Source organism: Lawsonella sp., from assembly GCF_011525565.1.
Classification (GTDB): domain Bacteria; phylum Actinomycetota; class Actinomycetes; order Mycobacteriales; family Mycobacteriaceae; genus Lawsonella; species Lawsonella clevelandensis_A.
Genome location: NZ_WVRS01000007.1, coordinates 52,423 through 74,664, shown reverse-complemented (window position 1 = coordinate 74,664; position 22,242 = coordinate 52,423). Strand labels below are relative to the sequence as shown.

General features: G+C 56.4%; 20 protein-coding genes. 15 read left to right on the top strand and 5 right to left on the bottom strand.

Annotation, left to right across the window (positions count from 1 at the left end):
* Positions 1-524 precede the first annotated feature (524 nt).
* Positions 525-2,492: a ribonucleoside triphosphate reductase gene (locus QZV76_RS04950; RefSeq protein ID WP_366664345.1), complete on the top strand. Its 1,968-nt coding sequence runs from the start codon at positions 525-527 to the stop codon at positions 2,490-2,492.
* Between the two features lie 44 nt (positions 2,493-2,536).
* On the opposite strand, the gene panB is transcribed toward QZV76_RS04950, so the two are convergent.
* Positions 2,537-3,331, bottom strand: a complete 795-nt coding sequence (gene panB / locus QZV76_RS04945; RefSeq protein ID WP_290598743.1) for a 3-methyl-2-oxobutanoate hydroxymethyltransferase — start codon at positions 3,329-3,331, stop codon at positions 2,537-2,539.
* A gap of 96 nt (positions 3,332-3,427) precedes the next feature.
* Here panB and QZV76_RS04940 point away from each other — a divergent pair, with 96 nt between their 5' ends.
* From QZV76_RS04940 to QZV76_RS04915, 6 genes are all read left to right on the top strand, one after another.
* Positions 3,428-4,954, top strand: coding sequence for a bifunctional phosphopantothenoylcysteine decarboxylase/phosphopantothenate synthase (locus QZV76_RS04940; protein WP_290598741.1), 1,527 nt, complete (start codon positions 3,428-3,430; stop codon positions 4,952-4,954).
* Between the two features lie 35 nt (positions 4,955-4,989).
* Positions 4,990-5,877 carry a pantoate--beta-alanine ligase gene (gene panC / locus QZV76_RS04935; RefSeq protein ID WP_366664344.1) on the top strand — a complete coding sequence of 296 codons (888 nt, stop codon included), beginning with the start codon at positions 4,990-4,992 and terminating at the stop codon, positions 5,875-5,877.
* Between the two features lie 12 nt (positions 5,878-5,889).
* Positions 5,890-6,297, top strand: a complete 408-nt coding sequence (gene panD, locus QZV76_RS04930) for an aspartate 1-decarboxylase (protein WP_290598739.1) — start codon at positions 5,890-5,892, stop codon at positions 6,295-6,297.
* Positions 6,298-6,305: 8 nt separating this feature from the next.
* Positions 6,306-7,025, top strand: coding sequence for an anaerobic ribonucleoside-triphosphate reductase activating protein (locus tag QZV76_RS04925; protein WP_290598738.1), 720 nt, complete (start codon positions 6,306-6,308; stop codon positions 7,023-7,025).
* Positions 7,026-7,089: 64 nt separating this feature from the next.
* On the top strand, positions 7,090-8,025 hold the full coding sequence (locus QZV76_RS04920; protein WP_290598737.1) for a TIGR01777 family oxidoreductase: 936 nt from the start codon (positions 7,090-7,092) through the stop codon (positions 8,023-8,025).
* A 158-nt stretch (positions 8,026-8,183) separates the two neighbouring features.
* Entirely contained in the window at positions 8,184-9,587 is a 1,404-nt protein-coding gene (locus QZV76_RS04915; protein WP_290598735.1) for a lipase family protein, read from the top strand.
* A 115-nt stretch (positions 9,588-9,702) separates the two neighbouring features.
* Here QZV76_RS04915 and tpx read toward each other — a convergent pair whose 3' ends face one another.
* The 3 genes from tpx to QZV76_RS04900 form a co-directional block, all read right to left on the bottom strand.
* Positions 9,703-10,206, bottom strand: coding sequence for a thiol peroxidase (gene tpx, locus QZV76_RS04910; protein WP_290598733.1), 504 nt, complete (start codon positions 10,204-10,206; stop codon positions 9,703-9,705).
* A gap of 254 nt (positions 10,207-10,460) precedes the next feature.
* The gene (locus QZV76_RS04905; protein WP_290598731.1) at positions 10,461-11,312 is read right to left on the bottom strand and encodes a fructosamine kinase family protein; all 852 of its coding nucleotides are present in this window, start codon (positions 11,310-11,312) and stop codon (positions 10,461-10,463) included.
* Between the two features lie 88 nt (positions 11,313-11,400).
* Positions 11,401-12,387: a hypothetical protein gene (locus QZV76_RS04900; RefSeq protein ID WP_290598730.1), complete on the bottom strand. Its 987-nt coding sequence runs from the start codon at positions 12,385-12,387 to the stop codon at positions 11,401-11,403.
* A gap of 256 nt (positions 12,388-12,643) precedes the next feature.
* On the opposite strand from QZV76_RS04900, the gene QZV76_RS04895 reads away from it, so the two are divergent.
* Together QZV76_RS04895 and QZV76_RS04890 are read left to right on the top strand one after the other, a co-directional pair.
* Complete coding sequence (locus tag QZV76_RS04895) at positions 12,644-12,865, top strand: hypothetical protein (RefSeq protein WP_290598729.1); 222 nt, start codon at positions 12,644-12,646, stop codon at positions 12,863-12,865.
* 185 nt (positions 12,866-13,050) lie between these two features.
* The gene (locus QZV76_RS04890; RefSeq protein ID WP_290598728.1) at positions 13,051-13,647 is read left to right on the top strand and encodes an isochorismatase family protein; all 597 of its coding nucleotides are present in this window, start codon (positions 13,051-13,053) and stop codon (positions 13,645-13,647) included.
* Here the strand turns inward: QZV76_RS04890 and QZV76_RS04885 are convergent.
* Positions 13,641-15,308, bottom strand: coding sequence for an amino acid permease (locus tag QZV76_RS04885; protein WP_290598727.1), 1,668 nt, complete (start codon positions 15,306-15,308; stop codon positions 13,641-13,643). The two genes, QZV76_RS04890 and QZV76_RS04885, sit on opposite strands and share 7 nt — an antisense overlap.
* A gap of 145 nt (positions 15,309-15,453) precedes the next feature.
* Here QZV76_RS04885 and ugpC point away from each other — a divergent pair, with 145 nt between their 5' ends.
* From ugpC to QZV76_RS04855, 6 genes are all read left to right on the top strand, one after another.
* Entirely contained in the window at positions 15,454-16,632 is a 1,179-nt protein-coding gene (ugpC, locus tag QZV76_RS04880) for a sn-glycerol-3-phosphate ABC transporter ATP-binding protein UgpC (RefSeq protein ID WP_290598725.1), read from the top strand.
* Positions 16,629-17,918 (top strand): ABC transporter substrate-binding protein, encoded by a 1,290-nt coding sequence (locus QZV76_RS04875; protein WP_290598723.1) that lies wholly within the window; start codon positions 16,629-16,631, stop codon positions 17,916-17,918. The genes ugpC and QZV76_RS04875 overlap by 4 nt, the downstream gene beginning before the upstream one ends.
* Positions 17,918-18,886 carry a sugar ABC transporter permease gene (locus QZV76_RS04870; RefSeq protein WP_290598722.1) on the top strand — a complete coding sequence of 323 codons (969 nt, stop codon included), beginning with the start codon at positions 17,918-17,920 and terminating at the stop codon, positions 18,884-18,886. The genes QZV76_RS04875 and QZV76_RS04870 overlap by 1 nt, the downstream gene beginning before the upstream one ends.
* A 3-nt stretch (positions 18,887-18,889) precedes the next feature.
* Positions 18,890-19,756: a carbohydrate ABC transporter permease gene (locus QZV76_RS04865; RefSeq protein WP_290598721.1), complete on the top strand. Its 867-nt coding sequence runs from the start codon at positions 18,890-18,892 to the stop codon at positions 19,754-19,756.
* A gap of 15 nt (positions 19,757-19,771) precedes the next feature.
* Positions 19,772-20,071 (top strand): hypothetical protein, encoded by a 300-nt coding sequence (locus QZV76_RS04860; RefSeq protein ID WP_290598719.1) that lies wholly within the window; start codon positions 19,772-19,774, stop codon positions 20,069-20,071.
* A gap of 159 nt (positions 20,072-20,230) precedes the next feature.
* On the top strand, positions 20,231-21,991 hold the full coding sequence (locus tag QZV76_RS04855; protein ID WP_290598717.1) for a pyruvate dehydrogenase: 1,761 nt from the start codon (positions 20,231-20,233) through the stop codon (positions 21,989-21,991).
* Positions 21,992-22,242 lie beyond the last annotated feature (251 nt).

Here is a 22,242-nt window from a genome sequence, read left to right as displayed (position 1 = left end):
AGAGCCGACTGAGTGAGAATTGGCCGTGGTCGTTGCCGCAAAACTTGACGGTGCTGTAGCTGTTGTAAGACTTACTGCCGTGATGATGGCGGTGAGAAACGTAAGGGTTCGCGTGTGCCGGAGAATAAAAGACCGGGGGTTACAAGACCGAGAGCTACAAGACATGCGGGGCGTCCTTTCCTGTCAAGAACATAGTAAAGGACAATGCAGAAATGTATATCCAGAGTCTTTTTTCCGACACACCAATGACAAAAATGTAATTGTGATCTGTATCACCACAATGGCTGTCATTGATGTTTATGAAAACCTGCGACTATGCCCCGTAAGACACTATATGTAGTGGTAAAAAAATTTTTAAAACCCTATATAGTGCAAAAAACGACACACCTTTCGAGTAAGTTTAAAACCGCTAGCGCATCATTAGTTAGGTAACACTAAGTAATGGCTACACATCGTTGGATACGAAGAGAAGCATAAAGAAAATACTGTCTCGGAAGGACGCTAAGGAACCGTCATGGCGAACACTGATTCCACCCCCCAGGCCCATCGTCGACGTCACCTCCACTGTTGATGAATACCTCGACCGCAGCGACTGGCGTGTTAATGCCAACGCAAACCAGGACTACTCCCTGGGCGGCATGATGCTCAACACCTCCGGCAAGGTCGTCGCCAACTACTGGCTCAGTAACGTCTACAGCCCCGCCGCCGGAGAAGCCCACCGCGACGGCTCCATCCACATCCACGACCTCGACATGCTCGCCGGCTACTGCGCCGGCTGGTCCCTCCGCCAACTCCTGGAAGAAGGCTTCAACGGCGTCCCCGGCACCGTCGCCTCCCTCCCACCCAAGCACTTCTCCACCGCCTGCGGGCAGATCGTCAACTTCCTCGGCACCCTCCAAAACGAGTGGGCCGGCGCACAAGCCTTCAGCTCCTTCGACACCTACATGGCCCCCTTCGTCCGCCTCGACAACCTCACCTATGAGGACGTCAAACAGCAGATGCAGGAACTCATCTTCAACCTCAACGTCCCCAGCCGCTGGGGCACCCAAACCCCCTTCACCAACCTCACCTTCGACCTCCAATGCCCCGCCGACCTCGCCCCACAAGTACCCTTCATCGGCGGCGAACCCGTCGACTTCACCTACGGGGACCTACAGGACGAAATGACCCTCATCAACCGGGCCTTCATTGAGGTCATGACGGAGGGCGACGCCGACGGCCGCGTCTTCACCTTCCCCATCCCCACCTACAACATTGGCAAAAACTTCGACTGGGAAGCCCCCATCGTTGAGCCACTGTTTGAAATGACCGCCAAATACGGCCTGCCCTACTTCCAGAACTTCATCAACTCCGACCTGGACCCCGGCATGATCCGCTCCATGTGCTGCCGCCTCCAACTCGACCTCCGCGAACTACTGAAACGCGGCAACGGACTCTTCGGATCCGCCGAACAAACCGGCTCCATCGGCGTCGTCACCCTCAACTGTGCCCGCCTCGGCTACCAGCACAAAGGCGACTGGAAAGGCCTCCTCGCCCGCGTCGACGAACTCATGGAACTCGGCAAAGACACCCTCGAGCGGAAACGCGTCAAAGTGGACGAACTCATCGACCGCGGCCTCTACCCCTACACCAAACGGTACCTAGCCAGCCTCGACAACCACTTCTCCACCATCGGCGTAAACGGCGTCAACGAAATGGTGCGCAACTTCACCGACGACACAGAAGACATCTCCACCGTCGTCGGCCACGAAATGGCCGTCCAACTCCTCGACCACGTGCGCACCCGCCTCGTCGACTTCCAGGAAGAAACAGGCCACCTCTACAACCTGGAAGCCACCCCCGCCGAAGGCGCCTGCTACCGCTTCGCCCGCGAGGACAAGAAACGCTTCCCCGACATCATCCAGGCCGGATTCGAGGACGCCCCCTACTACACGAACTCCTCCATGCTGCCCGTCGGCTACACCGATGACCCCTTCGAAGCCCTCGAACAGCAGGAAGACCTGCAGTCCATGTACACCGGCGGCACCGTCCTCCACCTCTACATGGGTGAACGAGTAAGCGACGCCAAGACCTGCCGCGAACTCGTTCGGCGCAGCCTCACCGCCTTCCACATCCCCTACATCACCATCACCCCCACCTTCTCCATCAGCCCCAAATACGGCTACATCTCCGGCGAACACCAGTACTGCCCCAAGTGCCAAGCCGACCACGACGCCGAAGTGGCCGCTGCCCGCGCCGCCGAAGCCGCCGGCAAACCAGTGAAGAAGACCGCCGAGCAGCTGGAAGCCGAATGGGAGCCGGTGGAGTGCGAAGTATGGACCCGTGTCATGGGCTACTTCCGCCCCGTCAAATCCTTCAACAAGGGCAAGCAGTCCGAGCAGAAGGAACGCAAGAGCTTCCGGGAAGGCGTTGCCCTGGAATCCAGCGTGGCCGCACCCCGCGCCGTCCCCTCCATGTCCGGCGACCGCATGGCCACCGCCAACGACCGCTAAGCACAGCGGTTGCTAGCCACGGTGCTTGTGAGAAGCAGAGCTCATTAGAAGCAGTGCTCATCTGACGGGAACTGCCCCGCCTCCACCTCCTGGCGGTAGGTGCGGGCAGCCTCCGTCATAGCCTCGCCCACCTCAGCAAACACCTTCACGAAACGGGGGCGGCGGCCATCTTGCGGCACCGCCATAGCGTCGTACCACACCAGCACTTGCGCATCGGTATCCGGGCCGGCACCAATACCGACCGTCGGAATATCCAGCTTCTCGGTAACCTCTTTCGCCAGATCCCGCGGTACCATCTCCAGCACAACCGCACTGGCCCCCGCCTCCTGCACAGCTAGAGCATCTTCTATAAGCTGCTGCGCACTATCACCACGGCCCTGCACCTTAAAACCGCCCAGTTTATGAACAGACTGGGGGGTGAAACCAATATGAGCCATCACCGGAATACCCGCCTTCACCAAAGCGCGGATTCGGTCAGCCATGCGCACACCGCCCTCCAGCTTCACCATCTGGGCACCCGATTCACGCATTACCCGAGACGATGTCATAATGGCCTGCTCGTCAGAGGCCTCATAAGTGCCAAACGGCAGATCAGCCACCACAAGCGCCTGCGGGGCACCCCGCACCACACTCCGCGTCAAGAAAATCATCTCATCCAGGCTCACCTGCGTAGTGGTGTCATAGCCGTACACCACATTCGCGGCAGAATCCCCCACCAGCAGGACGGGAATCTCAGCCTCCGCAAAAGCACGGGCAGTGGAATAGTCGTAAGCAGTCAACATGGCCCACTTGTGGCCCTCCTGCTTCCATTGAGCAAGTGTAGAAACGCGAGTTTGCATGCTTACAAGTCTGCCACCTTTCCCCAAAAAGGCCAGTTAAAATGGGGCAACAACACATTCTCAACCCCTGCGCACGTATCCGCATAGAATAGGTACATGGCAGCAGCAGGACAGAACATGTCGCACACCAACCCCGGCGCAAACCCCAGTGCAAACCCCGGCACAAGCTCTGACACGCACCCTGACGCACACTCCGAGACATACACCGAGGCACACTCCGACGCGCACTCCGGTGGGCACAAAAATATTGTCGTCGGCGTAGGTGGAGGAATAGCCGCCTACAAAGCCTGCATGGTCATTCGTGAGTTCACCAAAGCCGGCCACACCGTCACCGCCATCCCCACCCCTGCCGCCGCCCAATTCATTGGCACCGCCACCCTCGAAGCCCTCACCGGGCAACCCGTCACTAGCAGTGTTTTCACCGACATACCGCAAGTACGGCACGTCACGGTCGGCTCCCAAGCAGACCTTGTTGTTGTTGTCCCCACCACCGCGGATTTCCTCTCCCGCATCGCCGCCGGCGCCGCCAGCGACATGCTCACCACCACCCTCCTCATGGCCACCTGCCCCATCCTCCTGGCCCCCGCCATGCACACCCAAATGTGGGAAAACAGCCTGGTCCAACGCAACGTTGATACTCTCCGCGAGCATGGCTACACCGTCATGGAACCCGCCGTGGGGCGCCTCACCGGGCCAGACTCTGGCGCCGGGCGACTCCCCGAACCCGCCGACATTGTGGACATGGCCTACTCGCTCCTTGAAGAACAAAAGCTGGCTGAAGAGTACAGTCAGCGCAGTCAGCACAGCCCGGCAGAAGGGCATGGCCAGGCCAAAGAACGCAGTCAGGTAGGAGAGCGCAGCCGGGCCGCTGCGCGCGCCGATCTTATGCCTCGTGAGCTTATGCCCCGTGATCTGGTTGGGCGCCACATCATCATCACTGCTGGTGGTACGCGGGAGGCCATCGACCCCGTCCGCTACATTGGGAACAGATCCTCCGGCCAACAAGGCGCCGCCCTCGCCGCCTGCGCTGCTCAACGCGGCGCCCACGTCACCCTCCTCCTCGGCGCCCATGACCTGCCCTACCTGCCAGCCGGCGTCCAGGTAGAGACCGTCACCAGCGCCCTCGACCTGCAGGATAAACTCACCACCCTTGTAGAGACGGAACCCGTTGACGCGGTCATTATGGCCGCCGCCGTAGCAGACTTCCGCCCCACCGACACTGCCACCACCAAATTGAAAAAGGGCACAGACAGCGAACCCGATAGCATTGCCCTCACCCGCAACCCGGATATTCTGGCCAGCCTCACCCGCAGTCACCCCAATCTGGTCACCGTCGGATTCGCGGCAGAAACCGGCGACGCCACCCACACAGTGCTGCAGTTAGGGCGCGAAAAATTCGCCCGCAAAGGCTGCGACCTGCTCATGGTGAATGAAGTAGGGTTCCACACAACATTCGGGCAGCCCACCAACGCCGGTTGGCTGCTGGGGCGCGGCGGCACAGAAAAAGGTACAGAGAATAGCGCAGGAAAAAGCACAGACAGTGTCACAGTAAAGGAAATTCCGCGCATGTCGAAACGGGGCGTAGCGATGCGCATTCTGGACCAGCTCGCTACTCTTTTCTAATTGGTTTTCCGCAGGAAAAAGCCCATAATTAAAGAGTGACTAGTGAGAATACGTCCCTGCAAGTATGTACCACACCCGCCGACCTCACCGCCCTCGCCGAAAAACTTCATGCTGACGGACGACCCGTCGCCCTCGTCCCCACCATGGGGGCCCTCCACGATGGACACATGCAGCTTGTCCGCGCCGCAAAACAGATTCCCAACGCCGCCGTTATCGTCAGTATCTTTGTCAACCCCCTCCAGTTCGGGCCCAACGAGGACCTCGACTCCTACCCGCGCACCCTCCCCGAGGATCTTGACCTCCTTGCCTCCGAAGGTGTTTACGCAGCCTTCGCCCCCACCCCGCAAGACATGTACCCGGATGGCTTCCGCACCACCGTCAACCCCGGACCCCTCTCCACTGAAATGGAGGGTGCTACCCGCCCCGGCCACTTCGCCGGTGCCCTCACCGTGTGCGCTAAACTCTTCGGCATCTCCCGCGCCGATCATGCTTTCTTCGGGGAGAAGGACTACCAGCAGCTCACCCTGTTGAAGCAGATGGTGAAGGATCTCAACATTCCTGTTACCCTTCACCCTGTCGCTATCCGCCGCGAAAAATCCGGCCTCGCCCTTAGCTCCCGCAACCGCTACCTAAGCGATACGGAACGCACCCTGGCCGAGCAACTCTCCGCCAGCCTCCGCGCCGGCAAAGACGCCGCCGATAAAGGTGCCACCCCCCGCGAGGTCGTCACCGTCACCCGCGACTACCTTGCCCGCTACCCGGAAATTGAGGTTGACTACGTAGAACTGCGGGACGCGGGACTGCGGAAACTCAACGACTACTCCGATAACTCACTGCCGGCCCGCCTGCTCCTGGCGGCGCGTGTTGGCACTACTCGACTTATTGACAATATGGGACTGATGCTCCAGCCCTGGGACTACTAAGGACGTCACACCATGTTTCGCACCATGCTGAAATCCAAAATCCATAGAGCCACCGTCACACAGGCAGACCTCCACTATGTAGGCTCCTGCACCATTGACATTGCCCTCATGGAAGCCGCCGACTTGCTGGAAGGCGAAAAAGTAGACATTGTTGATGTCGATAACGGCAACCGCCTCTCCACCTACTGCATTGCGGGGGAGCGCGGCTCCGGCATTATCTCCATCAACGGTGCCGCCGCCCACCTCATTCACCCCGGCGACCTCGTTATCCTCATCGGTTACGGCCTTATGGATGACGCGGAAGCCCACACCTACCAGCCCAAAGTGATCTTCGTCGACAAGCAGAATCACATTCTGGAAAAGGGAGCAGACCCGGCTGGGGTACCGGCCGGCTCCGGTCTCCTCGACCCGCGCGGATAGCAGCCGCTATGGCTACCGCAGATGACCTCACCATCGCTGGCCTCGTGCGCCTCTCCACTGTCGACTGGCCCGGACACATGGCCGCCACCGTCTTCCTCCAAGGCTGCCCCTGGAACTGTCTCTACTGCCACAACCCGGACCTTATCGACTGCCGCACACCCGGAATTATGGAATGGGCAGAAGTAGAAAAATTCCTCCAACGTCGCCGCGGTCTCCTCGACGGTGTTGTTTTTACGGGGGGAGAACCCACCCGGCAACGAGGCCTAGCCGACGCCATGGCTCGCGTCCGCAACATGGGGTTCCAGGTAGGTCTCCACACTATGGGCGCCTACCCCACACTGTTGCGTCCCCTCATTCCCCTCATTGACTGGGTGGGCTTCGACATTAAAGCCGCGCCCGCCCACTACGGCGACATTATCGCCACTAACCCGCATGCCAGTATTGGCACTGTGGGGAGCCGTCACGCCATGGAAGCCCTCGACATGCTGCTCGATGCTGGTATAGACATACAGGCCCGCACCACCCTGTACCCCGATTCGGTCGCCGTCACCGACCTTCCCATCATTGTGGACATGCTGCACAGTAAAGGGGTGGGATCATATCGTCTCCAGCAAGCCCGCGCTGAAGGAGCCCGCCAAGTGCTACCGGACGGGCGCACCCTCAGCTACGATAGGCCTGGCTGGGATACAGAATTTGCGGCCCTTAAGACGCGTTACGATTTTGGCTAAACTTCTGCTGCCATTTATACCACAAAAATGACCACCCTCCACACATTCCAGGTAGCCTGAAAACATGGGATCCACAGACTCCGATACACGCACTATTCACACCGTGGCCGTCACCGGTTCCACTGGACTTGTCGGTAAAGCCCTCTGCGAGGAACTCCACAAACAGGGCTACCACGTTATCCGCCTCGTCCGCGACGATGCCCGCGGCCTGGACGACCGCACCTGGAATCCCACCAACCCCAACCCCGCTGTCCTTGACGGCGTGCAGGCCGTCATCCACCTAGCTGGCGAAAATACTGAAGGTATCTGGACACCCGATAAGAAACGCCGTATCCGCGACTCGCGCGTTATCCCCACCCACAAACTGGCCGAACTTGCCGCCCAATCGGATACTGTAACAACATTCATTTGCGCCAGCGCCATCGGCGTTTACGGGGACAACCGTGGTGCGGAAGTCCTCACAGAAGCCTCCGTTCCTGGTGACGACTACTTCGCCGACGTTGTCCAAAAATGGGAAGGTGCCTGCCAGCCCGCCCGCGCCGCCGGTAAACGCGTTGTCAATGTCCGTACTGGCATTGTGCTGTCCCGTGATGGTGGTGTGCTGCCGCTCCTCGTGGACATTTTCAAATGGGGCGGCGGTGGACTGATCGGCGTAGGGAAACGCTGGATGTCCTGGATCGACATTGACGACCTTGTCCGCATCTACATTACGGCGCTTACCTGCGAGCAGATTAGCGGCCCCATTAACGCCACCAGCCCAGAACCCTGCACAAACACGCACTTTACAAAAGCGCTAGGGGTAGCCCTCGACCGCCCCACACCCCTCATCATTCCCGCCATTGCCTCCACAATGGTGGGCCACCAAGGGGCACGCCAACTATCGATGGCGGATCAACGCGCCCAACCCCGCAAACTCCTATCCCTCCCAAACCAGGGTTTCTACTTCGAATACCGCACTATTGAGCAGGCACTCTACCACCAGCTTCCCGACGGACACTAGAGACACCTAGGGAATGCTGTAGTGCTTCCGTATAGCGTTTCCCAACTGTGGTGTTCCTGAAGAAATGCTGATGAAGTGATGGGTATCATCATAAATAACAGCTTAAAGAAAAGTAAATATCGATAGTTTGAGTAGAAGACCTTAAGGAGGTTTTCTACATGTCAACTTGTTCTAAACGGCTGAGCGGTGTGATAGCAGCTATCTCTATTACTGCACTCACTGCCGCTACTTTTATGGGGATTAAGTCCACCCCAGCAAACGCAATTTCCCTCGACACCACATCGGCAGCCCTCAACTATGCCAACAATTTTGACGGCTTCTACAGCGTTCCCGCGCACTATCCCACTGTTCCGGGACGTGTTGTAAAAACCCAGTCGTTCCGATCCTTCTTCTATCCCCTCGAAAGCCCCGTCACCCGTTACCCCATCCGTGGTAAACGCGTCATGTACACAACCACTCTCTCCAATGGGAAGGTGTACATCACTACCGGTGCCCTCATGGAACCTACCTCTCCATGGGTGGGTAAAGGGGAACGCCCTCTTCTTATCTATGGCACAAGCACATCCGGCCAAGGTAAGCAGTGCGCCTTCTCGAAAACTCCCGGTGGCTTCCTCGCCTTCACCAGTGGACTAGACTCGCGGCAAGGGCAGTCTCATAAAGCCATCTCTATGGTGACTAATTATGAGAACCTCAACGTTATGAAACTTCTGGGCAAAGGCCTCAGTGTTTTTGTTGTGGACTATAACGGCATGGCTGACGGCGATAACGTGCAGCCCTACATGAACAATATAGAAGCCGGGCGAGCCATGCTCGATGGTGCCCGCGCCATTCGCTCACTTAATCATCTTTCTGCGACAACGCCAGTAGGTATTTGGGGGTTCAGCCAAGGAGGTGGAGCCGCCTATGTTGGTGCTGCTCTGCAACCTACTTACGCTCCTGATGTCAATCTCAAAGTGTCTTATGCGGGCGCCCCACCCATTGACCTCATCCCCACTCTCCAAAAGGTAGAAGGTGGCGCACTCTCCGGCTTAATTGGGTACGGTGTTAACGGTTTCGCTGGTACTTACCCAGAAGTGAGAAAGGCTGTAGAGGAAAATATCAACACATCCGGCCGTAAGAATTTGGCGAAACTCGCCAATAGTTGTGTTGCCGACACCCTCTTCGGATATGCCTACCAGGACACTGGTAAATGGACGCATGATGGTAAACCACTCGTCGAGTTCCTGCAGAAATATCCAGAAGTTGTGAAAGTTTTTGATGACCAGCGTGCCGCTTCTGTTCCCACCCCGAAAGCACGTGTTGTCCTCTATGCTAATCCGCATGATGCCGTCGTTCCCTACGACACTGTGAAGCGCGGCGTGAATACGTGGTGCAAGGCGGGCGCTAATGTGCACTTCTACACAGTGCCCTATACCGCTATGGGGGTAGCTCCCATGTTCACTCACATGATGCCTAACTTCCTTGTCTTTGACCAGATGCTAGCAGAAATCGTGGGAATCTTTAGTGGAGACCCACAGCCTGCCGGATGCACGAACAGCACTATTACACTTCCGGTGAAATAAGGATAGTCAGAAAGACAAGACAGCTTTATATAGGGTAAACGAAGCCCCGCACACTTGCAGTCCTGGTGTGCGGGGCTTCTGTGGAACTATGTTCCACTACCACTATATGGGTATCTTAGAAGGATTTAACAGCCGCAATAGCAGCGTCATAATTGGGTTCGTTGGTGATCTCATCAACAAGCTCAACATAGTGGACTTTGCCCTTGGGGCAGATGACGATGACGGCACGAGTGAGGAGACCTGCGAGCGGGCCATCAACAAGTTTCACACCGTAGTCGTCGCCGAAGCTGGAGCGGAAACAAGAACCATTCTGAACATTCTCAATGCCGTTGGATACGCAGAAGCGTTGCTGGGCAAAGGGAAGATCGGCGGAAACACACAACACTGTGGTGTTGTCGAGTTTGGCGGCCTCCGCGTTGAACTTGCGGACGGAGGCGGCGCACACGTCAGTATCAAGTGAGGGGAAGATATTGAGAATAAGTTTACGACCAGCGAAATCGGATAGTTTTACGTCGGAGAGGTCCGCCCCAGTAAGCGTGAAATCTGGTGCAACGGAACCCACCTGGGGTAGTCCCCCAACAGTGTTAACAACAGTGCCAGTGAATTTAGTCTGAGCCATTGTGAATAATCCTTTCCCTTCAATTCCCATCAATGCGGCCTGCACTGAATTGAGATCTACACTGTGCTGAGATCTGCACTGTGCTGAAATCTGCGATCACTGCGAGATCTATTTTGTGTAACGGGAAAATAGCTGTTGCTATTCCCGTTTTATTCCCTCCCGTTCCATTCACTTCTTCTCCTGCAAGTGTGAATTGGGGAAGAAGTTACTTTGGAGAGGCTACTCTGGCGCGGATTATGCTAGAGCTGATTATGCTAGAGCCGCAAGCATTGTCGCGCTGTGAACATTGTTTCTGGGCCGTAGGAGCCACCAAAAATAGCTGCGTGAAGTGCCAATAAATAGAGTTGGTGCACGCACCGGCGTTCCTCCCACCCGTCTGCTAGTGGGGAGACGGAATTGTAGCCCGCGTAAATATCCTCCAGGAATGATTGCCCGAACACTTCCAGGAACGCTAAATCTGTTTCCGCATGCCCACCTTGCGCTGCAGGATCAATGAGTACTCCTATGATGGGGTCAGTAACGTTATCCGGCAAGGGATTTGTCCACGGAATATCCTCACGGCGTGCCCACAGCACATTCCCACTCCATAAATCTCCATGGATACGGGCAACCGGACCATGCACTAACCCTGGCTGTGGGGCATCCCAGTGTCCATCGGCAAGACGCTTGCATACTTCCTCGATGATGGACACGTCATCAGCGCTAAGAGACCTATTATTCCGTGCAACGGGCAGGCATGGGAGAATACGATCCTCCGCAAAAAACTCACCCCACGTGCGGTTTAGTGTCTCCTCGGAGGTTTGGCGTAGTGGTAATTCCATGCGGCCAATAACACCGTCACCCTCCCAACCGGGTGGCGGACACCCAAAACTGGGGGCCCCGGCGGCGTGCGTAACCGCCAATGTTTGCCCAAACTGGTAGGCGGCGTGGCGGGTAGGGCGGCCATTGGGTATTTCCACGAGAGTCATTATTCCCGGTTGGTAATCCAGTACCGGAACAACCGGAGCGCCACCATGGGGCATGGCCTCAGCCAGCCATTTAAGTCCTAGCGCTTCACATTTGATGGCGTGTGGACGGTGTGGATCCGTCTTGGTGAATATGCGCATACCCCCAGCATAGGAGTTAGCGTGTTTGCCGGTGTGGCTTTGGGACACCTTACTTTCGTATTTCTTTCATCGTTGTGAATGTGTGCCGCTAGTTTTCTGCGCTAAGGGCCACTTCTGGCACAAGAACTATGGGAATACCAAAGGCGCAGCACGCTTTTGCCCATGCTGCACTATCGGCACCTGTGGGAATATGTCCAAAGACAACAAGTTCTTCCGGCAACCAGCGTGCCTCCGCGGACGATTCCTTATTATGCATAGCCCAGTCTGGTTCCGGGCTGGAAATTGTGTCTGCGCCACTCCATTTCGTCACTAAACCGCATCCCTTGTTAAGAACGCGATCCATGACCGGCACAGTGCGGGTAATCGTATCTGCGTCACTAAGCGGTGGGGGAGTGGTCGTTGCCACCCGTACTTCCGCATCGAGAACCTGTGCCAGGGTAGTGGCGGTACGTAGCGCCGCATGGGAGGCGGGAGAATCATCAAAAGTGCAGGTCACACGGCGAATACCGGAGGGGGATCCGGGATATCCTAAGGGGGCAATAGCAACCGGCAGGCTCAATTCCCGCATGATGTTAAGGGCAATGCTGTCCGGGGTAATACCAGTGAGGGAATCGTGTGCTTCCGGGCCAAGAATGACCATATTAGTGGTGAGGGCATCTGGATCATGCACCCCGGCAACAATGGCGGAGCATTGGTCGTCAGCAATAACTTTGAGGACAGCGGGCTGGGCAAAATGGTTGGAGCCCAACCCAAGAACACCGAGTTCCTGGACGGCGGCAGTAGCGTCACCAGGCTTCGCCGTGGGGGCTTTGAGCTTATCGTGAAGAGTTTGGAGGAGCCGCCGTGTGCCCGACAGATTATCGGTGGGGTAGACGGGAGCAATAGTTTGCACGGTACTTTGCCCAATAGCGGCCAGGGAACATGCCAGAGCGAGGGCCTCGCGATGGGTACCCTCCACAGTGAGTGTTTCCCCATCCGTCGTTGTTGCAGTAGTAGCACCAGTAATGGTGACGGTGGAGGTGGCATTTGCGGTAGTGGGGTGCCAGCACACTTGGAAACGGTAGAACTCACGCATGAGTTCAGCCTAGTTCGTCACCAGCTAGTTTCTACTTTGCGGTTTCCCTTTTCTGTGGCAAGTTTCGCAATTATGAGCGTGTAGGAGGATGGTCTCTATCTGCTAAAAAGCCGTGTCACCGTGCATAAATGGAGGCCATGGCTGGTGGGGATATGTTCTCTGGTAGGTAATTTCGTGGAAAAGCACAGCGGAGTACAGATTTCCCTTTTACAATCATGTTCATCATGAGCTAGTGATATCCGAAAGGAAAAGAACAATGGTCGACGCTAACGAGTTCAAGAACAAAGCAGAAGAATTTAAGGGCAAGGCCGAACAGTTCAAAGGCAAGGCCGAAGAAGACCTCAAGGATAAAGCGGGCGAGTTCAAGGGTAAGGCCGAAGAACTGAAGAACAAGCTCGAAGATGAGCAGACGAAAGAGGAAATCAAGAGCAAAGGCAAGGACTTCCTCGACTCCGTCAAGAGTAAGTTCAATAAGTAACACATAGTCTTGTAATTCTCCCCAGATTACGCAACAACCACCCGGCAGGCAGCACGCCCCGGGTGGTTATTGTACATTATGGAGACGTAGTGTAGGGATCGTGGGGTACCGAGGGGTGCCAAGAAATATTAGGGGACGTCACTATCGGGGACGTCACAGGACGCCAGTTGTGAAGGAGCTAGTGAATGCGCGCTTTGCTCATTGTTGACATGCAACCTACCTTCTGCGAAGGTGGTGAACTTCCCGTCACCGGTGGTAATGATGTTGCGGACCGCATTGCCGATTTTCTTCGTTCCTACGCCGCCCGCTATGGCCTTATTGTCACTACCCAAGACTGGCACATAGAGCCAGGCGAGCACTTTAGCGACAATCCTGATTTTGTGGACACGTGGCCACCTCATGGTGTTGCCGGCACTCCCCATGCGGAAGTGCACTCGCATGTTGTGTCCGCATTGGAGACCCTGCGCACTACCCATCCCGATATTCCGCAGATTGCAGTTCGTAAAGGCCAGTACGCGGCCAGTTACTCCGGTTTTGAGGGTGTGACGGATGACGGCACACCACTGGTTGATGTTTTGCGCCGCCACGGGGTGGACGAGGTGGAGATTGTGGGCTTAGCGTTCTCCCACTGCGTGTGTGCGACAGCCCTGGACGCGCAACGTGCGGGCTTCACCACCACTATTTTTGCGGATCTTTCTGCCTCTGTTAGCCCCGAAACAGAGATGGAGGCACAGACGGCACTCGCCCATGCGGACGTTACTGTCTGCCATAGCCCCTACTGATCGTCAGTATCGGTGTCCCCGCTGTCCCCGCTAGCACTGCCTCCATTAGTACTGCCGCTGCCGCTAGCGCTCTGCACGGTATTGTGCGCAACGTCTGTACTATGAGTATCTGCATCATGGCTGTTTGGGGGAATAATGTCGCCGGCGACGGTACTAGCCGCAATGGTGCTGGCACTATCGGTAGTAGTAGCAATGGCGTCGGCGGATTCTTCCTCCAGGAGACGCTTGCGCAGGGCAGAGTGCCGATACCCGTAGGCGGCATAGGTTATGCAGGCAAGCAGTAGCCAGACCGCCAGGGTTGCCCAGGTGACGGGGTGTAGCTGGCTAATGAGGTAGAGGCAGGCAGCAATCGAAATAATGGGGGTGACGGGGTAGAGCGGCACCCGGAAACCGCGCTCCGTTGTGGGGTTTGTGTGGCGCAGGATAATGACACCCAAGCTCACCACTGCGAAGGCGGTTAGTGTGCCGATGGATACCATGTCGGAGAGGTATTCCAGGGGGAGGAAGCCGGCCAGTACAGCTACTACTGCGCAGGTGATGCCGGTGTTCATCAGTGGTGTGTGGGTGCGGGGGTGAATGCGGGCGAAGCCTTTGGGGATCATGCCGTCGCGGGACATGGCGAAAAGAATACGGGTCTGCCCAAAAATCGTCATTAGTGTAATGGAGAAGATGGAGATGACGGCAGCAGCCGACAAAATAACAGAGAAAACACCTGACCCCGTCACATGCTCCAGGATCTGGGATAGGCCCGCTTTCTGGTGTTTGAAGAGTCCTTGTTCTTGTGCGCCCACTGCGGCTACCGCCACCAGCATGTAGATAGCTGTTACCACAATGAGGGCGATGATGAGGGCGCGGGGGATAGTGCGGTGTGGGTGTTCCACTTCCTCCGAGGCGGTGGAGATAACGTCCAGGCCGATGAAGCTGAAGAAGATGGACCCGGCGGCAGTTCCCACACCCGCCATACCCATGGGGGCGAAGGGGTGATAGTTGCCGGATTTGAAGCCGGTGAACGCCACCACAGCGAACATGAAGAGGACAGCAATTTTCAGAATAACCATGACGGCGTTCGCGCGCGCAGACTCGCGAGTACCCGCCATCAGGAGGCCACAGCAGATTGCTACCAGCACTATTGCCGGCAGGTTAATGGAGAATCCGGTGAAGGAGCCGTTACTCCAGGGGGCTACGGAGAGATAGGCGGGTAGTTGCCATCCGAAAACGCGCTGCAGGAAATCGTTTAAATATTCGGACCAGCCGACAGCTACCGCTGCCCCGGATACCGCATACTCCAGCAGTAGACACCACCCCACCAGGTAGGCGACTAGCTCACCTAGGGTGGCGTAAGTGTAGGTGTAGGAGGAGCCGGAGGTGGGGATAAAGGAGGCTAATTCCGCGTAGCATAGAGCAGTAAGACCCGCGGTAACCGCAGCGATAAGGAAAGCGAGAATGACGGAAGGGCCAGCCTCGGGGACAGCGACAGTGAATACGTAAAAAATGCCGGTGCCCACAGTGCTGCCCACACCCATCATGGCCAGCTCGAACGTGGAAATACTCTTGCTGAGCGTGGGGCCGGAGCCGTCATCGTTACGGTTCGTTCCCGTACCGGACTGGTTCACAATGTCCCGTATGGGTTGCCGAATAAAAGGTGATTTAGCGCTGCGCATGGTTCTTTTAGTCTACTCATTGCCATGGGGTTAGCGTGAATAATTTCTTAGTAGAGATAATAAAGATAACTATCCTGGGGCCTGTGCATGTTCTATCACGTTCATGCCACAGCCACGAGAGGACGCCACGAGAGGACTATGGCACATGGCATCTGTGACCTTCGATCACGCCACCTGTATCTACCCTGGAGCTGCTAAACCCAGCGTCGACAACCTCTGTCTGGATATTCACGACGGCGAATTCCTGGTGCTCGTCGGCCCCTCCGGCTGTGGCAAATCCACCACGTTGCGCATGCTGGCCGGCCTTGAATTCGTCGACTCCGGCAGTATCCTCATTGGGGACAAGGACGTCACCATGATGGATCCCAAAGACCGCGATATTGCCATGGTGTTCCAAAACTATGCCCTCTACCCGCACATGACTGTCGCCGACAACATGGGTTTTGCCCTCAAACTGGCGAAAGTGGATAAGAAAGAAATCCGGCGTCGCGTGGAGGAAGCCGCCGAACTCCTCGACCTCACCGACTATCTGGACCGCAAACCCAAGGCACTCTCCGGTGGCCAGCGGCAGCGCGTCGCCATGGGGCGCGCTATTGTTCGTTCCCCCCGCGTCTTCTTGATGGACGAGCCTCTTTCTAACCTGGATGCGCGTCTGCGTGTCCGCACCCGCGCCCAGATTGCGGAACTGCAGCGCCGCCTGGGCACCACCACCGTTTATGTCACCCATGACCAGGTGGAGGCTATGACGATGGGGGATCGTGTGGCTGTTCTCTGTGCCGGGAAACTGCAGCAGGTGGATACTCCACGTAATCTTTTCGACCACCCCGCTAACGCGTTTGTGGCCGGGTTCATCGGGTCCCCGTCCATGAATATTCTGTCTGCTTCTGTGCGGGATAATGCCGCCTGGTTGGGGGAGACGGCTGTGCCGTTGCCAGGTGAGTTTCCCGCCGGTGTTCCTACTGATTCTGTGCAGGTGGGTTTCCGGCCTGAGCGGGTGGAGGGTGTTGAGGTTACCCCTGGTAGCGCAGGTGCTACTGCCGCCGGCACTGAGGTTGCCGCTGCTGGCGCTGCCGCCGGCACCTCTTCCCTGTACATGCTGGTGGATCTGGTGGAGGAACTCGGCTCGCAGGCTATCGCCCATGGTCACCTTGCTAACGCGGCTGGTGACAAGATCTCTGACCAGCGCATTACCGCCGCAGTGGACTGGAAGAACCCGCCTGCCCGCGGGGCATTGGTGCGGGTAGATGTTTCCCCCGAGAATATGTACTTCTTTGCCGATGATGAGTCGGGCGTCACCCTCTGGGATAAGGAGGCGAGTGAATGAGTAGCTACGGAAGAAGCAGAAGAAACAGTAAGGGAGGCATTCTTGCCGTCCTCCTTACGGGTGTCCTCGCCCTCACTGGCTGTTCCCATGGCTCCGGTGATGATGCTGCCCGCGCCGCCCAGCGAAACATTCACGAGCGTGGACCCATCACCTTCGCCATGGGCAAAAACGACATTGCTAACCTGCGGCCGGTGGTGGACCGCTGGAATAAGGACCATCCCAGCGAGAACGTCACCTTGCATGAGTTGGCTGGTGAGGCCGATTCGCAGCGCGATACGCTAGTGCAGTCGCTGCAGGCACGCTCCGGGGAATTCGATGTTATTGCCCTGGATGTTATTGATACTGCTAGTTTTGCCGCCCACCAGTGGTTGCAGCCCCTCACGGGGGATATGGCTGTTGATATGACGCATCTTCTGCCCGCCACCGTGGAGTCCGCCACCTATGCGGGCACTGTTTACGCTGCCCCCCAAAACACTAATGGGCAGCTTCTTTTCTACCGCAGTGATCTTATTAAGCATCCGCCGCATACGTGGCGGGAACTCACCCAGGATTGTGCTATCGCTACCCGGCATAAGCTGGACTGTCTTGTGAGCCAGTTGAAGCAGTATGAGGGGCTCACCGTCAACACGTCCATGTTCATTAATGGGTGGGGTGGCCAAATTGTGGGGGCGGATGGTTTTACCCCCACAGTCACGTCCGATCCTGCTCGCGAGGGTATACAGACCCTGGTTGATGCATATAAGGATGGGGTGTTCCCCAAGCGTGTTGTGTCCTTCACCGAGGAAGAAACAAACCTGGCTTTCGTCAACGGTGAGGCTCTCTTCGCCATCAACTGGCCCTACATGTACGAAAACGCCGGTACCTCCGATGATTCTAAGGTGAAGGGGAAGTTCGCAGTAGCGCCCCTGGTGGGTAAAGATGGGGTAGGTGCCTCCACGTTGGGTGGTTACAACAATGCCATTAACGTGTATTCGGAGCACAAGGCCACGGCCCGGGACTTCATTGCTTTTGTGGAAAACCGCGAGAATCAGCTCGGTTTCGCACAAAATTCTTTCCCGCCGGTCCTTACCTCCATCTATGACGATAAGGACCTCATTAAAGAGCACCCGTATCTACCGATTCTTAAAACTTCGTTGGAGAATGCGGTGCCGCGCCCGGTAAGTCCTTTCTATCCGGCTATCTCGAAGGCTATTCAGGATAATGTTTATGCGGCGCTTTCCGGGCGTAAAACAGTTGTCCAAGCCACGAAAGATATGACGAGTGCGATCGAGGTGGCAGAACACTAATGAGCGAGAAACAGCACAAGCGCCCGTCCCACCGCGGCAAAGTAGCGCTCCTTCTGACGCCTGCCCTTGTTCTTATCGGCGTCATTATTCTTTACCCGCTGATAAGCGGTATTGTCCTTTCCTTCAAATCGGATCCGGTGCTTAACCAGCAAGATGGTTTCTTCTATCCGGGTGGCTTTGTGGGCTTCCGCAACTACGGTTACTGGCTCACCCAGTCTTGTCCCACTGGCCACGGATCTGTGGGCTGCCCACCCGGTACGCTTGCTAATAACTTCTGGCCCGCTTTCGGCAACACGCTTTTCTTCACCCTGGTGACGGTGCTGCTGGAAACTATCCTCGGTATCGGTATGGCACTCGTTATGGCGAAGGATTTTCATGGCCGTGGCCTGCTGCGTGCCGCAGTGCTTGTTCCGTGGGCTATCCCCACTGCCATCACCGCAAAACTGTGGGCATTCCTGTTCTCCGAGCAGGGCATTGTGAACTCGATCTTCCATGCGCATGTCGCCTGGCAAACAGATCCGTGGGCGGCCCGCTTCTCCATCATTTTGGCGGACGTGTGGAAAACAACCCCGTTTATGGCGTTGCTCATTCTGGCGGGACTGCAAATGATCCCCAAGGATCTTTACGAGGCGGCCCGGATGGATGGGGCTAACGCCTGGCAGCGGTTTACACGCATCACTTTGCCGTTGGCGAAGAACAGCATTATTGTGGCGGTTCTTTTCCGTATGCTAGATGCCCTGCGCATGTATGACCTTCCCTACATTATGGTGGGCTCCAACCCGGATTCTCCCACAGCTACACTGTCACAGCTGGTGGTGGCCGCTATCCGGCAGGATCATGTGAACGCAGCGTCGGCATTGTCAACGTTGATATTCCTCCTGATCTTCCTTATTGCCTTGTGCTTTGTGAAATCATTAGGAAGTAAGGTTGCGCACCAAGCGGAGCCCGTCGTGGCGGAGGAGGAGTAAGTGATGGCTAAACATAAGCACGCGCAAAAACGCAATCGTCGCCCCCACGCCGGGTCTGTTGGTACCTACATTTGGGCCATCATTATTGTGCTGTGGGGTCTGCTGCCTTTCTACTGGATGCTGGTGACAGCTTTCCGGGATAAGGACTACACCTTCTCCACTAACCCGTGGCCAAGCCACCTAACGTGGGATAACTTCCGGGAGGCTCTTTCCACCGAGTTCGGTAATAATTTCCTGCGGGCTATCGGCAACAGCCTCATTATTTCTGCCGTTACTACGGTCATTGCGGTGGCGGTCGGTATTTTCGCCGCCTATGCGTTGTCGCGCTACAACTTCCGAGGGAAATATGTGGTGTTGGGCATTATTATGGGCGCTTCTATGTTCCCCTCAATTGCTTTGGTCACACCGCTTTTTCAGTTGTTTACCGATATGGGTATGCGGGGCTCCTATTGGGCTCTTATCATTCCCAATATTTCTTTCGCACTGCCGCTCACAATCTTTACTCTCACCAGTTTCATTGATGAACTACCGTGGGAGCTGGAAGAGGCGGCCCGTGTAGATGGTTGTTCCCGGGGTAAGGCCTTCCGCACGATTATGTTGCCGTTGGCTACTCCGGCTATTTTCACTACTGCTATTTTGGCGTTCATTATGGCGTGGAATGAGTTTCTGTTGGCGCAGCAACTATCCACGGTTCACACGGAGCCGGTGACGGTGGCTATTGCCCGTTTCACCGGCGGTAATGCGTTCGACTACCCCTATGCGACGGTAATGGCGGCGGGTGCTATTGTGACAGTTCCACTGGTCATTATGGTGCTTATCTTCCAGCGGAAGATTATTGCCGGTCTTACCTCTGGCGGGGTGAAAGCCTAGAAGGAGGCGGCGGCTATGGCGCGCACAGAACATACATCTGATGGAAAAATATCTGATAAGGAAACATCTGGTGAGGAAGCACAGCGTGGACGCCGTAGTCGTGTGGCTGATCCGGGGCGGCGGAAACGTGGCACCATGCAGCGTCTTGAAGTGGCGATGGGGCTCGTTGGCACTATTACCATTCTGGCGTTGTTCACGTTAGTGATGGCGTGCGTGGAGGCGTCGGGTGCCGCATTGGTGGCGTCTATCGTTATTTTTCTGGTTGCGGCAGTGGTGTTGGCCGTCTTGGCGGTGTGGTACTACCGGCTGAAATAGGCTGCTTGTGTGAGTAACACCACTGATAATGCTTGCTATTACCACAATGGTGAATTAAACGTTAGAAGTGGCGGGAATATTTTGCCGTGGCTTTATGGTTGAAGCCCAGTGAAGGCTTAATACTCGCAATACTCTCTCGAGGTAGCAGGAAGAAGAATAATGGCATCAGTTGCAGAACATCTCGTTCACCAGCTGGAAGGGGCCGGTGTCCGTCACATTTACGGCATCGTGGGTGACTCCCTGAACCCCGTTGTTGATGCTGTCCGACGCTCTAAGAAAATTCGCTGGATCCATGTTCGTCACGAGGAAACTGCCGCTTTCGCAGCTGCTGCTGAAGCCGAAATTACCGGCCAGCTCGCTGTCTGTGCCGGCTCCTGTGGCCCCGGAAACCTCCACCTTATTAATGGTCTCTACGATGCTAACCGATCCCACTTGCCGGTTCTCGCCATCGCGTCCCATATTCCCACCTCCCAGATTGGTACTGGGTTCTTCCAAGAGACTCACCCCGATCGCATCTTCGACGAATGCTCTGTGTTCTCGGAGATGATTTCCTCTAGTGAGCAAGTACCGCGCGTTACCCGCTCCGCTATTCAGCAGGCCCTCTCTAACCACGGTGTTGCTGTATTGACCCTCCCCGGCGATATTGCCGACATGGAGGTATCCGGTAATCTTCCCGATACCATCACCAGCCCTCGCCCCGCCCGCGTCGTCCCCAATATGGAGGACGTACAGGGGTTGGCTGACGCCATTAACCGCGCCGGTAAAGTGACTCTCTTCGTAGGTGCCGGTGCCCGCGGCGCCCACGACCCCATTATGGAATTGGCGGAACTAGCCAAGGCTCCGGTGGGGCACTCCCTGCGTGGTAAGGAAGTTATTCAGTGGGATAACCCCTACGATGTGGGCATGTCTGGCCTGCTCGGTTACGGTGCTTGCCAAGACGCTATGGAGGGCTCCGATCTGCTGATTCTTGTGGGTACGGACTTCCCCTACCAGCAGTTCCTCCCCGAGAATGTGCAGACAGCACAAATCGATATTGATGCTGGCCGCCTGGGCCGCCGCACCCGCCTGGATTACGCTATCCACGGTGATGTGGCGGAGACGCTCGCCCTCCTTAACCCGCTGGTGAAAAACAAGACGAACCGGACTTTCCTTGACGATATGCTGAAGCGTCAGCAGCATCGCATGAGCAAAGTTGTGGGTGCCTACACGCGCGACGTCACCAAGGCGAAGCCCATTCACCCCGAATATGCGGCGGTGAAACTCGACGAAGCTGCCCCCGATGATGCAGTGTTCACCGTTGACACCGGCATGTGTAACGTGTGGGCAGCCCGCTACATCACCCCCAACGGAAAACGCCGCGTTATCGGCTCCTTCCTGCACGGTTCCATGGCCAATGCGCTGCCGCACGCTATTGGTGTGGGTGCGTATCGCCCCGATCGCCCCGTGATTGCCATGTGTGGTGACGGTGGCCTCTCCATGCTGATGGGTGACCTCATCACCATTAAGAACTACAACCTGCCGGTAAAGGTGGTCGTGTTCAATAACTCCTCACTGGGCATGGTAAAGCTGGAAATGCTGGTGGCTGGTCTGCCGGACTTCGCTACCGACTCCCAGGCTGTGGACTATGCGGCAGTGGGTAAGGCACTCGGTATTCGTTCTGTGCGAGTGGAAGACCCCACTAAGTTGGAGAGTGTTTTCACCACGGAGATGGAGCGTCCCGGCCCGTGCGTTATTGATGTCGTGACAGACCCCAACGCCTTGTCTATGCCTCCGAAGATTACGCTTGGGCAGATGCAAGGTTTTGCTACCGCAATGTCTAAGCAAGTACTGGGTGGTGGCCTGGGCGAAGTTATGTCTATGGCCCGCTCTAACCTGCGCAATATCCCGAAGCGCCCCTCACAGTTCACACTGCGTAGCTAGTGTGTACAGCTGGTGTGTGCAGCTAAATAAGCTAAATAAGCTGAATAAACCGTGTGGTGACGTGCTCTTTTTTGGTGGCTTTGAAAAAATTGTCAAAGGTTTCATAAAAGGGGTGCAGGGGTAGAACCACTGCATTAAACTAACTAACACGTACGTAAGTAGATGTACACAAGCTACTCCCACTGAAGAACGGCCCCTTAACCGGGGTCGTTCTTCGTATATGGGGAGCCAGGGCTGGACGGGGCTGGCAT